General features: G+C 47.8%; 10 protein-coding genes. 3 read left to right on the top strand and 7 right to left on the bottom strand.

Annotated elements, in window-relative coordinates; translation table 11 throughout:
• Positions 1 to 30: 30 nt before the first annotated feature.
• The 4 genes from ATG66_RS06200 to ATG66_RS06185 all read right to left on the bottom strand — a co-directional run bounded on the left by ATG66_RS06200 (position 31) and on the right by ATG66_RS06185 (position 4,996).
• Positions 31 to 2,478 (bottom strand): molybdopterin guanine dinucleotide-containing S/N-oxide reductase, encoded by a 2,448-nt coding sequence (locus tag ATG66_RS06200; protein WP_098414469.1) that lies wholly within the window; start codon positions 2,476 to 2,478, stop codon positions 31 to 33.
• 22 nt (positions 2,479 to 2,500) lie between these two features.
• Positions 2,501 to 3,595, bottom strand: coding sequence for a NapC/NirT family cytochrome c (locus ATG66_RS06195; protein WP_098414468.1), 1,095 nt, complete (start codon positions 3,593 to 3,595; stop codon positions 2,501 to 2,503).
• A gap of 119 nt (positions 3,596 to 3,714) precedes the next feature.
• Positions 3,715 to 4,029 (bottom strand): hypothetical protein, encoded by a 315-nt coding sequence (locus ATG66_RS06190; protein WP_098414467.1) that lies wholly within the window; start codon positions 4,027 to 4,029, stop codon positions 3,715 to 3,717.
• Positions 4,030 to 4,087: 58 nt separating this feature from the next.
• Positions 4,088 to 4,996 (bottom strand): DMT family transporter, encoded by a 909-nt coding sequence (locus ATG66_RS06185; RefSeq protein ID WP_098414466.1) that lies wholly within the window; start codon positions 4,994 to 4,996, stop codon positions 4,088 to 4,090.
• Between the two features lie 93 nt (positions 4,997 to 5,089).
• On the opposite strand from ATG66_RS06185, the gene ATG66_RS06180 reads away from it, so the two are divergent.
• Positions 5,090 to 6,526, top strand: coding sequence for an aminotransferase-like domain-containing protein (locus ATG66_RS06180; RefSeq protein WP_179885601.1), 1,437 nt, complete (start codon positions 5,090 to 5,092; stop codon positions 6,524 to 6,526).
• A gap of 95 nt (positions 6,527 to 6,621) precedes the next feature.
• On the opposite strand, the gene ATG66_RS06175 is transcribed toward ATG66_RS06180, so the two are convergent.
• From ATG66_RS06175 to ATG66_RS06165, 3 genes are all read right to left on the bottom strand, one after another.
• Positions 6,622 to 7,758: a glycerate kinase gene (locus ATG66_RS06175; protein ID WP_098414464.1), complete on the bottom strand. Its 1,137-nt coding sequence runs from the start codon at positions 7,756 to 7,758 to the stop codon at positions 6,622 to 6,624.
• Between the two features lie 16 nt (positions 7,759 to 7,774).
• A complete protein-coding gene (locus tag ATG66_RS06170) occupies positions 7,775 to 9,127 on the bottom strand; it encodes a GntP family permease (RefSeq protein WP_098414463.1) in 1,353 nt (450 codons plus the stop codon).
• A gap of 156 nt (positions 9,128 to 9,283) precedes the next feature.
• Positions 9,284 to 10,426 (bottom strand): sugar diacid recognition domain-containing protein, encoded by a 1,143-nt coding sequence (locus ATG66_RS06165; protein ID WP_098414462.1) that lies wholly within the window; start codon positions 10,424 to 10,426, stop codon positions 9,284 to 9,286.
• Positions 10,427 to 10,660: 234 nt separating this feature from the next.
• Between ATG66_RS06165 and ATG66_RS06160 the strand changes: the two genes are divergently transcribed.
• The gene (locus tag ATG66_RS06160; protein WP_098414461.1) at positions 10,661 to 10,834 is read left to right on the top strand and encodes a hypothetical protein; all 174 of its coding nucleotides are present in this window, start codon (positions 10,661 to 10,663) and stop codon (positions 10,832 to 10,834) included.
• Positions 10,835 to 11,153: 319 nt separating this feature from the next.
• Positions 11,154 to 13,001, top strand: a complete 1,848-nt coding sequence (locus tag ATG66_RS06155; RefSeq protein WP_098414460.1) for a M3 family metallopeptidase — start codon at positions 11,154 to 11,156, stop codon at positions 12,999 to 13,001.
• Positions 13,002 to 13,035: the final 34 nt, after the last annotated feature.

Raw genomic sequence — 13,035 nt, 5'->3', positions numbered from 1 at the left:
TGGCTTCTTACTTTTAAGCGCTACTTTTATCTAGCCATTTTTGGGTGGTTCAAACGCTGTTAGTTCTAATTCTGGCCCGGTGTATTTTTCAATACGAACCAGTGCTGAGTTGGCCGCACAGCCGTTTGCAAGGCGGGACGTTGGAATATCCAGCGTTAGGACGTTGCAGCCGCCGTTCTTACAAATGCCGGAGTTCGGATCCAAATCTGGCCAACCGCCTTCGTGAATACACACGGAACCTTGTTTGATTCGATCCGTCACTTCCGCACCAACCAATACTTGGCCACGATTGTTAAACGCACGAACTAGGTCGCCCGTGTTAATGCCACGCGCTTTCGCATCATCAGGGTGAATCCAAATTGGTTCACGATTTGCAATCGCGTATTCTTCACGGATCTTCGCATAGTTAAACTGGCTATGGAGACGGTGTGCCGCGTGTGCTGTCATCAGCTGCAATTCACCCTCTTTCGCATTGCCTGTGTACTCTGTTGGGTCCATCCAGGTTGGATGCGGTGGACAATCTTCTAATTGATAGCCTTCAATCGTTTTCGAGAAAATTTCAATCTTACCACTTGGTGTACCAAGCGGATTCATGATCGGATCTTCACGGAAACTCGCGTAACGAACAAACTGTGCGTTTTTCTCGTTCCACTTCATTTCGATTAACTGATTGTCTTCCCAGAATTTGCTGAAATTAGGCATCGGCACCCGAGAAGCACGACCGCCTTGTTGTGCTACTTTGTAGAAGCCGTACAACCACTCCATCTCCGTTTTGCCTTCAGTATAAACATCACGCCCACCCGGCGCTAACAGCTCAGCCATGTCTGCGAATACATCAAAGTCATGACGCGCTTCACCTTGAGGCTCAACCACTTGTTTCATCGGCACCAAATGCTGATTACTGTAGTCACCCGTCATCGTGAGGTCATTACGCTCAAACGATGTCGTGATAGGCAATACAATATCCGCATGTTTCGCGGCAGCCGTCCAGTAAGGCTCGGAAATGACGATCAGTTCTGGTTTCTGCCACGCCTTGATCAGGCGGTTAGTATCCTGATGGTGGGTAAAGTTTGCACCGCCAGCCCACCAAATCATCTTGATATCTGGGAAGGTAAGTTCATGCCCATTGTGGTGGTACGACTTACCCGGATTTTCCAACGCTTCAACGATACGTGCCACTGGGAAGCTTTGTTCTGCACCAGATACCGCCCAGTCATTACCCGCAGAAGAGTCACCACCGAGTGACGATGAAATAGCAGGCAGTACGCCAGCGTCTCGCGTAGGGTTACCACCGTTTGAATAATGGTATGAAAAACCAAAACCACCACCCGGTAAACCGATTTGGCCCAACATGGTTGCCAGTGTGACTAGCATCCAGTGACGTTGCTCACCATATTGTTGGCGCTGCATCCCCCAACCCGCCATCAACATGGTGCGGTTTTTACTGAAAATATCAGCCAACAGCTCTAACTGTTGCGTAGGTACACCACAGATTTGAGATGCCCACTCCGCGGATTTCTCTACGCCATCTTCTTCACCCATTAGGTACGCTTCGAATTTGTCGTACCCTTCAGTGTATTTATCAAGGAAGGCTTTATCGTGCTTGCCTTGTTTAATCAAAGTATGTGCAATGCCCATCATCATCGCGACGTCAGTCATGGGATGCGGCGCGATCCACTCTGCATTATCACCGAAGAACTCAATGGTTTCTGAGCGAATTGGGTCAATCGCAATCACTGTCTTGCCTGACTGTTTTAATTGATGGAAAAACTCAAGACCAGCGCAATCGGTCGAGCTCCAAGCAATTTTTAACGTATTGATGGGGTTCAAGCCCCAAAGTACCACCACGTCACTGTGCTCAAGCACAACAGGGTACGTGGTTTGTTGCTCGTACACTTCGATAGAACCCACAACGTGTGGCATGATAACTTGCGCCGCCCCTGTCGAGTAATCCCCCAAGTGACCAGAGTAACCACCAGCCATGCTCATGTACCGTTGCAGCAAGGTTTGCGCCTTATGCAAAACACCACTTGAACGCCAACCGTAAGATCCGGCAAACACAGACGCTGGGCCATGCTCTTTACGGATGCGCATATGCTGTGTGTGGATCAGCTTATAAACTTCGTCCCAAGAAACACGCACAAACTCGTCACTACCACGCAGACCTTCTGGTGCCGATGGGTTCGCGAGATAACCTTTACGAACCATAGGATATTTCACGCGAGCCTTAGTATGAACTTGGTCAGGGCCTGTGGTTTGCAAACTGTTAGGCACCGTTTGAGGCAGTGCATTCGTCGTAGAAACGAGTTTGCCATCTTTCACTTCACACAGCATTGGGCCCATACGACCTGCAGTCAAAACACCTTTACCACGCTGGTTTGATGAAGCCATTGACATGGGCGCAAACGAAGTAAATGCCATGGCGCCAGCCGCCATACCTGTGCCTTTTAGAAATCCACGACGGGTTAAATTAGTCATTATCTTATCCTTCTATTTATCGTTAGTGACCAACCACATCTTTCGCGTGGTGCTGGAAGAACTTCGTTAGAATTTCTAGGTTTTCGGCCGTAATATCCGTGCGATCACCCATACTCTTCGCCACAGGTCCCCATGCATTCACCGTGAAGTGATTTGAAGGAATTTTTGCGTGACAAGTTGAACAGTACACATTGTCCAGCTCTTCCGCGTATGACCATACAGGCTCAAGCGTATCCACAACTGGTGAGTTAATCGTGCCAATTAAAGAAACAGATCGCCACTCGTTGCCATATACGTCAGCTTGGAACTCGCCGCCCTCAACCGCTTGTTGGCCTTTCTCGGTTAGGGTTGCCACAATGGCACGCTGGCCGTCTCCCATGTACAACACTTGTTCTGCGCCTTTCATTTGGAATGCGTTCAGCTTAACGGTACGCTCATCACCTTCCGCACTCATCACTTCCAACTTAGTTGTCGGATTAATGGTGCCCATGTCGCCCATAGTGACCGCCGTAACCGGGTAGACCACCTTGGCATCAGGTGATGTTGCTGTGGTAAAGCTCATCAAGGTTTCGAACGCTTTGCTGTCTAACTCCGCTTCAGGTGCAAAGTGCGCAACGCCCTTATGACAATCGATACAGGTTTGATCATTCGCTTTTGCGTACTCGTGCATTTTCGCAGCATCACGAGATTGTTCAAACTCTTCCATCGCATCAAACTCATGACAAGAACGACACGTTGCCGAATCGTTTTCACGGAACTGAGCCCATACGGTTTCCGCCATCTCTTTACGGTGCGCTTCGTACTTCTCAGGCGTGTCAATTTTTCCCGTGACAAATTCGTGGTAGATGTCCTTTGATGCACGAATTTTCGTGATCAGGTAATCCATAGGCTCTTGTGGGATATGACAGTCAGAACACTCCGCACGGATGCCTTGAGCATTACTGAAGTGAACGGATCCTTGGTACTCTTTATAAGGGGCTTCCATAGAATGGCACGAGAGACAAAACTCAGTATCAGAGGTGTAATGCATCACCGCTGCGGTTCCGCCTAATGTTAACCAACCCACAACAATGCCAGCAACAGCCAGCAATGCGACATACCGTTTCTTTATTGACATAATTTGCAACACTTCCTAATAAAATGTAATTATAGATCGCAAATTACTACTTTATAGGTAGTTGCTACTTGATCCACGTCATTTCCGTGGTGCTCTTTACCCCTTAAGAATAAATTATGTTAATTATCTCTCACACCTTTTAGGGAAGGTTGGCCTAACAGCGGAACATTATTACGCACAAGCCCACGACGCACATTAGTGCACATCTTCCCAAAACGACGGATCTCGTCAAACTGTGGAATAACACCTCGTTCCATCGCTGACTCCCAATAACTGAGTTCCGAATCGACCATTTCCAACAGTTTTTTCGGGCAACCAATGCACAGCCCTTCCGGCCCACACACAAAGGTTTCCGGTTCATAAATCGGCAGTTCCGCTTTCACTTGCTTGATGATATTGCCCATCGCGCTCATTCGATCTGGCTTTGCCGTCATCGCTCTGCTCCACAGATTAAGAAAAAGCAGAATTGTACTTACTGATAGGCAAAAGTCCCTACCTAATTTGAGTGTATTCCGTTTGAATGGATTTTTTTATTGTCAGATCTGGCTTTTTAACCACCAAATAAATGGCGGTCGCTGCCAGTAAAAATCCAGAAATCCCCATCCAATCAAACGATTCACCAAATACCAGCCAAGCTTGAATCGCTGTGGTTGGCGGCACCAGATAAAAAACCGATGCCACATTCGAGGCGGCGCCATTTTTAACCATGTATAACAACAGCAAAATGGCGACACAAGAAAGCACGACGACCAGCCATAAAATCGTTAGGATGAACTCTATTTCCCATTCCACTTGCATGGTTTCAAACTGCATCGCAACGGGTAAGAACATAGCCAGTGCCGCAAGATATTGCACCGTTGCACCACCAACCATATCCACCTGTTGGCAGTGTTTTTTCTGATACAAAGTACCAAGCGTGATCCCAATCAAAGACAGTAAACACACACCAATGGCTAAGAACTTATGTTGCTCTGACTGCCACTCCATATTCCCCATCAGCACCATCGATATCCCCGTGAAGCCAAGCGCCAAGCCTAACCATTGTGACGGCTTAAATTCCTCACGAACAAACACCACCAGCAAAGCCGCGGTTAAAATAGGCTGAATACCTACCAGCAGTGAACTCAGCCCGGCAGGCATACCCAAATCAATAGCGAAATAAGTGCCGCCTAAATAGAATCCATGGATCAACACACCCACCACACAACTGTGCCAAAAATCGCTTCCTGTCGGCAACCTTCGACGCAATACCGCCACAAGAACCAAAAACAGTAAGACATTGGATGCCATACGGATAGAAAGCAGTGTCGCTGGCTCGGCATATTGCAAACCAAAACGCGCACCAACAAACCCAGAAGCCCAAAGGATGACAAATACAAAAGGGATGGCTCGGATTAACATGATCGCCTCACTCACGCTTGTTTTATGTTTTGAGATACTGCTAATGTAATTGGGTACAGTGTTTTCAAAAAAGTGACAGATGGAAGTGTTTTTATGGGTACAGATTTATTAGAAAGCGGTGAAGAGAATAAGTACCTTGTGGTGGAAAAACACCTCAAACAAGCCATCAATGGTGGCGTCTATCAAACCGACGATCGACTGCCCTCCATTCGCTCATTGAGCCAAGAATTAAGCGTCAGCAAAAACACCGTGATTCGTGCGTATCAAGAGCTGGAAGCACAAAACTTGGTATACTCGGTTCCCAAATCGGGTTATCGGGTGAAAGTCGCCTTGCCGACTTCTCGTTCGATTCCGGACCCGACTCGCGTGGATTTGCTCTCGATCTGCAAAGAAATCCTCACGTACCCTGAATACCAAGAGCGTTTGCCCGCTGGCTCTGCGCATCCAAACATTGATTCCGCCGCGATCAAGAGCTTGTACGCCGAGATTGGCCGCCACAGCCGCCAGCAAACGCATGTACCGAGCCATTACCAATTGCCACCCGGAGATCACCTCTTAATCAAACAACTGGCGAAAATCACGCAAGATTTGGGCACGCCAGCCAAGTTGGATGAGATCATGGTGACGCACGGCGCACAACAAGCAATAAGCCTAGCGCTGCGCGCAACGACACAAAAAGGCGATATCGTCGCGGTGGAGTCCCCTTGCTATTTTGGTAATTTATTGATGCTCGAATCACTCGGCCTAAAAGTGGTGGAAATTCCGAGTTGCCCACGAGACGGTATGTGCCCCGAAGCCTTAGCAAAAGCGATGTCGACATGGGACGTAAAAGCGATCATCGTAACGCCAAACTTCACCAACCCAACTGGTGCTATGATGCCGCTAGAAAAGCGCCAGCAATTGTTATTGGCGTCTGGCAATATTCCTATTATCGAAGACGATGTGTTTGGCGGGTTAAGTTATGACAAGCCGTTGCCAAGCTTGAGATTGCTCGATGACAAGCAACGTGTAATTTACGTGAATTCGTTATCCAAAACGCTCGATTCGCGTTTGAGAATTGGTTGGATGTTGGCGGGGCGATATCGAGATCACATTGAGCAATATCTACTGTGTGAAAACATGGGCAGTTTGAACCTGATGCAATCCGCCGTGGCAACATTTCTAACGTCAGGGAAGTATCGAACGCATACTGCGCGAATGGGTCGGGTTTATCAAAGCAACATGCGCCGATTTATCCAGATGCTTCATCAATACTTGGATGAATACGAATCTCTAAAAAATCGATACCAGATCAACGCCGTGCAAGGTTCGTTCTTGCTTTGGTTGCGCCTGCCCGAAGAAACGGACAGCTATGCGTTGTATCAAGCGTGTAATCAACACAGAATCAGCCTACTTCCCGGCACCGTATTTGGCACTCAAGCGCAGTATCGACATTGCGTGCGCCTCAGCGTGGCAAACTTTGGTCATGAAACCGACTGGAGTCACGCGATGCAAACACTGACGAAGTTGATAGCAGAGCATGTCCGCTAACTCGCTCTTGCCAAATGAACTTACGTACACACGCAAACAGGTAACCACAAAAAAACGCCACGCAAAGGTGGCGTTTTTTCATATCGTCATCGCCCTCAGAGCGACTTGATTTGCCACATTCTCGCGACGTTTTCGGCTAAATTGGCAACGTTGACGTCGGCCTCTTTCATGGCCTCAAGCAAACTCATCGCCCTTGGCACGCAAGCAAACACCGCATCAATACCGCACTCATAAACCGCCTGATAGTTGTCGCCCACACAGCCTGCTAATGCAATGACTGGTAAATTAAACTGCTTGGCCACCTGAGCAACGCCCATCGGCGTTTTGCCATGTGCGGTTTGATGGTCGATTCGACCCTCGCCTGTAAATACGATATCCGCATCCGCAACATGCTGAGCGAGCTTGACCGTTTCAAGCACAATCTCAATGCCCGGTTGCAAACGTGCCGGCGTATACCCAAGTAAGGCCGCGCCCATACCACCAGCCGCGCCCGCGCCTTTACGTGTAAGAACGTGCTTGCCCGTCGCTTGCTCGGTGAGCTCACCAAACTTACGTAACCCGTTATCGAGCAGAGTGACGTCTGACGCCGTCGCTCCCTTTTGCGGGCCAAAGATAGCCGACGCGCCTGTGTCGCCACAGAGTGGATTATCAACATCGCATGCCACCAACACTTCGCAAGCTGCTAAGCGTGGGTCAAGACCAGAAATATCGATGGAGGCAAGCGCCGCTAAACCGCCTCCATTGGGGGTAATTGCATGACCAGATTCATCAAGAAACATTACCCCTAACGCGGCCAACATGCCCACGCCACCATCATTGGTCGCGCTGCCGCCCAAGCCAATGATTAAGCGTTGAATACCGCGGTCTAGCGCGTGTTTGATCAGCTGTCCGGTACCAATGCTGCTGGTCAGTTTTGGATCGCGAGCGTCACTCGACACAAGGTGCAGTCCACTGGCTTCCGCCATTTCGATGACCGCAGTTTCGCCGTCACCGAGGATGCCGTAAAACGCTTCAATATCATTCCCTAATGGCGCAGTCACCGTTGTGAAGACTTGTTCGCCTTGAGTGGCGTCTATCAAAGATTGAACCGTGCCTTCGCCGCCGTCTGCGACTGGAACCGTAACAAACTCAGCATCATGCCATACGCGAGCAAGACCCGTTTTGATCGCCTCGCTGACTTGTTTGGCGGTTAAGCTTTCTTTAAATGAATCAGGTGCAATTACCACTTTCATACGTATTTCCAGAGACTTATAAGAGAACGAGACTCAAAATGTACACCAATGTCATTGCCGTAACACCTTGAACCAGCGTTGCCATGGTTTGCGCACGGTACGCCAAGCCCACCGACATGCGGCTAAACTGCGAAACCACCCAGAAGAAGCTGTCGTTTGCATGAGAAACCGTCATCGCACCTGCACCTATCGCCATCACTGTTAATACACGGCCCATTTCTGAATCGAGCCCCAATTGCGTCAACATAGGCGCAACTAAAACAGACGTGGTCACCAGTGCAACCGTTGACGAACCTTGCGCCGATTTTAGCGCTGCCGCAACGATAAATGGCATGAAAATACCCACACCCAGCGCCGATAACGTCGTACCCAAGTATTCACCTAGCGGCGTTGCTTTTAATACCGCGCCAAATGCGCCACCCGCACCGGTAATCAAAAGAATAGGCGCAGCAGCGGTAATACCTTGGCTGATTCGCTCACCAAATTCTTCAATCTTGTTGTCTGATTTTAGTAAGCGAACAGAAAGGAACAGACCAATAACCAATGCCGTTAATGGCTGTCCTAAGAAAGTCAGAACATCAAACACAAAACCTTCGCCCAGCGGTAGGCTTGGGAATTTCGCGATAGAGCCAAAACAGATCAATAAGATTGGAACAAAAATAGGCGCGAAGGCTTGGCTCGCCGTTGGCAATTTGCCGTAAGACGCTTTGAGTGCTTGCCAGTCATGCTGAATTTCGTCCGCGGCTTCAATGCCATCTGGTTCAACATGTTGGAATCGGTTCGCCCACAACATACCCGCTAACGCCGCAACCGCTGCAACAAACACACCCACACCAATCACTAAACCAAGGTTAGATTCCAGGCCTAAGTTACCCGCAGCCGCAATCGGGCCAGGAGTTGGCGGCACAAACGTGTGTGTTGCGTATAGGCCAGTTGCCAACGCCACACTCATCGCAACACTTGAGGTTTTTAAACGCTTCGCGAGTGATTCTTTTAGTGAGTTCAGAATCACAAAGCCTGAATCACAAAATACCGGAACAGAAACGATGTAACCGATAATACTCATGGTCAATGTTGGGAAACGCTCACCCAACACTTTAATAACCGTGTCGGCCATGGTGATCGCCGCACCGCTTTTTTCCAAAATAACACCGATGATGGTACCTAAAACGATAACCAAACCAATATAACCAAGGATACCACCAAAGCCAGAAGCAATGGTTTTAGCAATACTATCTACTGGTAAGCCGTAAGCAAAGGCCGCAAGGAATGCCGCGATGATCAGCGCTAAAAAGGGATGTAATTTGAATTTGGTGGTCGTGAGCACAATGAATGCGATCACCCCGAACAGGATTAATATAAGGTTCATGATAACTCCATTTATTCTTATTTTGTTGAGGAACCCGTTTGGTTCACTCAACATGTAGGGACGCAATAATTATCAATCGTTTGCTTTTGAATTCCTTTAGGCGGAATGACAAATAATGAAGTTAAAAAATGACGCGTATTGTGCAACTGCATAATATCACGTCATTTTTGAGAGCCGAGTCGCAATATACAATTCCGCTAATCCCACAAAATTGGTGGTTGATAACCCTGTTATCTCCGTAATTTTCCCCAACCGATAACGCAGTGTGTTCCGGTGAATAAACAGTATTTCAGAGCATTCCGTTACATTGCCATTACACTCGAACAATGCGTCTAGCGTTTTCAGCAATTGCCCCGACTTGTCCTTCTTCTTCAACCGTTTCACACCATCAATAATTTGTTCACCTTGCCAAATCTCTGCCAGCGGCGCTAACAGCACTGGCAAACGCAGTTCATCAAACAAGTACTTACGTTTCTCTGGGTAGAATTGCTTGCCAATCGCTAATACTTGCTTCGCGCTCTGATATGACAAAGCCACATCTTTGGGCTCTTCAAACAACTGCCCTAGGGCAATATGGAAAGTATGCGAGTCGTGTTCGCTTAAACGCGACATCAACTTATCAATGCGTTCACTTTCGATTTGGCTATCCCATTGTTTGGCGGAGTAGTACGGTTTTAACACCACAATTTCGTTCACCGAGACAATCGCGACAAGGTTGTTACGCTCTGGGTATTCCAGCAACTCAACAATGTTACGCACGCCCTTCATGCTTTTTGAGGCGGATGGCATCGATAACTTAATCACTGTTGCCACTCGTGGCTGAGTGATATCGATAGAAAGACGCATTGCCCAATCTTTCAGCTCTTCATCGGTCAATTTGCCATTAATCCAAGCCAGAATAAACTCTTCGCGATGACGTCTGTCCCACTGGAATTTTTCTACCAACGCGGCTTGCTCGATGGTCAGCTCTGCGGTCATTTTGACCAGCTTGGCGAAATCACGGATTTTCTCGGGTTCGCCGGTCACACCAACAATCCCCACCACGTCACCATGCAATTTAAGCAACATGTTGATACCCGGTTTGACCCCCTGAAGCGTCAAACACTGTTGCTCATTCAGCTCTAGCGAGTCACCGTAATTCAGTGCCAATACAGCCCCATCATGCACTTGGCCGATACGTTTTAGGTCGCCACTGCCAATAATGATGCCAGCCGAGCTCATCACATTTACGTTGTGACCAATGATGGACATGGTTCTATCGACAATTTGCTGTGCTAAGGAGTGATCGAGAATCACCATTTCGATTTTCCAGATTGACAATTTAATCATTCAATAAATCACAAATGGCCAACTATCGCGATGATGCGGTTAAAAATAACTGAAGCAGCTCAAAGCATTATTCCATTAACCACACTAATAAAATGGATTAAACCCTCATTTTTAGCTGAGGGTTATATACTTAGAACAAAGGTCGTCGATGCATTCGTCGCTGTGCATCGATACCGCTCGTCTACTGACAGAGGAGGAAACCACATGGAACTGCGTAATAAATCGGGTGAGGTTGCAAACATTGCTGATAACCTCACTTTGAAAGAAATTACAGAAATGGGCTACACCATAGATTTATGCGATGAAGCATTTGAACCCGGTGAGCACTGGAAAGCGGAAGCTAAAACTCAAGGCATGGGTGAGTACCCAGAAGAGTAATACAGCGGGAGCACGCTATTGAACAAAGATGAGGGTAAAATAAGCCGAGTGAGCGATCGCTCGGTTTATTGATTGTGGTACTTCTATACCCAAATAACTTGACGCATGGCTTGTCACCTGAGGGTATTTACCCTCCATGCTTGTTTTAAAGTCGCTCGCTCGGAACTCACTACCGCCCAGCTAACGCATTAAAATGTAAACAAATAGTAAAGCCACGTTTACGCGATACAAAACCAATGGATTATTGTGTCACTCCTTTCCAGAAACCAAGCGTGCAATAATCATCACTCGATACATCGCAACCATTCGAAGGTTCAACATGACCGCAACAGAATATCTTACCGACCTCAACCAACGCTATCTCGCGATTCATCGCACCAAAGAAGATTTCTTTTGGCAAACTTACATGGGGATCAGCGATGACCATGACGGCTCAACACAAGCACAAACCGAATGGACCAATTTCTTAAGCAATGAAGAACACATTACCGCAATAAAACAAAAGCTTGAAGCTGCTGATTCCATTATCGACCCGCAACAGAAACAGCAAACCATTACAGGCCTATCCGGCTGGCTGGCGATGTTTGAATCTCACGCGATTGAAGGTGAAGAAGCTCAGACACTGAAGAATCAATTGATCGCTTTTGAAGCTGAATTATTCGAGAAAAAACAGAACCACGTACAAACGTTTACCGACGAAAACGGTGAGCAAGTAGAAGGTTCGCTGCCAGTATTAAGCTCAACCATTCGCACCAGCAATCATGAAGCGGTACGCCAATCGGCTCACCAAGCGTTGCTGGATCTTGAGCAATGGTTACTGCAAAACGGTTTTATTGAACTGATCAAACTGCGTAATCAGTTTGCACGCTCACTCGGTTACACCACCTTCTTTGACTACTCCGTGCAAAAAACCGAGAAAATGAGTTCGGAGCAGTTGTTTAATATTCTGGAAGATTTCGAACGACGAACTCGTGATGCTCATTTTAATAGCCTAGAAAATTTGGCAAAAGAGAAAGGGAAAACCGCACTAACGGGGCATAACTTTATATACTCGTTCGCGGGCGACGTGATGCGAGACTTTGACCCGTACGTACCGTTCTCAAAATCTCTACGACGCTGGGTAGAATCGTTTGGCCGTCTGAATATTGATTACTCTGGCGCGACACTGACGCTGGATTTACTAGACCGTAAAGGTAAGTACCCGAACGGGTTCTGCCACGGCCCGATCCCTTCTTTCTACAATCAAGGCGAATGGGTTGCAGCGCAGGTGAACTTCACCAGCAATGCCAAACCAGACCAAGTGGGCAGCGGCTACGATGGGATTAATACGCTTTTCCATGAAGGTGGCCACGCAGCGCACTTTGCCAATGTAAAAATGAACGCGCCATGCTTCTCGCAAGAGTTTGCGCCGACGTCGATGGCTTATGCAGAAACTCAGTCAATGTTCTGTGACAGCTTGTTAACCGATGCTGATTGGCTAAAACAATACGCACTGGATGATGAAGGGAAGTCGGTTCCTGACGAGATCATTCAAGCGATGATCAATAGCCGTCAGCCATTCAAAGCCTACGAAGAACGCAGCATCTTGGTTGTGCCGTACTTTGAACGCGCACTGTATCAACTCAGCGATGATGAGTTAACGCCAGAGCACATCACCAAACTAGCTCGTGATTGTGAAAAACAGATCCTTGGTTTGGAATGCAGTCCTCGCCCACTGATGGCAATTCCGCATTTACTCTCCGATGAAGCGGCTTGTGCGTATCAAGGTTATCTACTCGCGCATATGGCGGTGTATCAGACCCGTGCTTACTTCCTCGATACATTCGGTTACCTGACCGATAACCCAGAGATTGGTCCACTGCTGGCTAAACACTATTGGCACGCGGGCAATCATCTGTCGCACAATGAAACCATTGTCAGCTTAACTGGTGAGGGTTTTAATGCTAAGTACTTGGCAGAGGTATGTAATCTATCGCCAGAGCAAGCGTGGAAAGTACAGCAGAAGAAAATCGAGTCACTTGCGACACGTGAACGTGCACCAGTCGCTTCCCTAAACGCGACGATTAAAGTTGTCGACGGCAGTAAAGAACTGGCAAACAATGCCATCTCTGACGAACAAATGTGTGACGATTTTGAATGTTACATCGTAGAGAATTACGGCCGATAACACGCCAAGAGCCAGAAGCCACGCTTCTGGCTCT

Source organism: Vibrio sp. ES.051 (assembly GCF_002563795.1).
Classification (GTDB): domain Bacteria; phylum Pseudomonadota; class Gammaproteobacteria; order Enterobacterales; family Vibrionaceae; genus Vibrio.
Note: the sequence above shows the minus strand (reverse complement) of the source record. Positions and strands in the feature narration are given on the sequence as shown.

Coding starts and splice junctions, on each gene's coding strand:
- ATG66_RS06185 (WP_098414466.1), bottom strand. CDS start 4,996: ATGTTAATCCGAGCCATCCCTTTTGTATTTGTCATCCTTTGGGCTTCT.
- ATG66_RS06160 (WP_098414461.1), top strand. CDS start 10,661: ATGGAACTGCGTAATAAATCGGGTGAGGTTGCAAACATTGCTGATAAC.
- ATG66_RS06195 (WP_098414468.1), bottom strand. CDS start 3,595: ATGTCAATAAAGAAACGGTATGTCGCATTGCTGGCTGTTGCTGGCATT.
- ATG66_RS06170 (WP_098414463.1), bottom strand. CDS start 9,127: ATGAACCTTATATTAATCCTGTTCGGGGTGATCGCATTCATTGTGCTC.
- ATG66_RS06155 (WP_098414460.1), top strand. CDS start 11,154: ATGACCGCAACAGAATATCTTACCGACCTCAACCAACGCTATCTCGCG.
- ATG66_RS06165 (WP_098414462.1), bottom strand. CDS start 10,426: ATGGTGATTCTCGATCACTCCTTAGCACAGCAAATTGTCGATAGAACC.
- ATG66_RS06190 (WP_098414467.1), bottom strand. CDS start 4,029: ATGACGGCAAAGCCAGATCGAATGAGCGCGATGGGCAATATCATCAAG.
- ATG66_RS06200 (WP_098414469.1), bottom strand. CDS start 2,478: ATGACTAATTTAACCCGTCGTGGATTTCTAAAAGGCACAGGTATGGCG.
- ATG66_RS06175 (WP_098414464.1), bottom strand. CDS start 7,758: ATGAAAGTGGTAATTGCACCTGATTCATTTAAAGAAAGCTTAACCGCC.
- ATG66_RS06180 (WP_179885601.1), top strand. CDS start 5,090: ATGGGTACAGATTTATTAGAAAGCGGTGAAGAGAATAAGTACCTTGTG.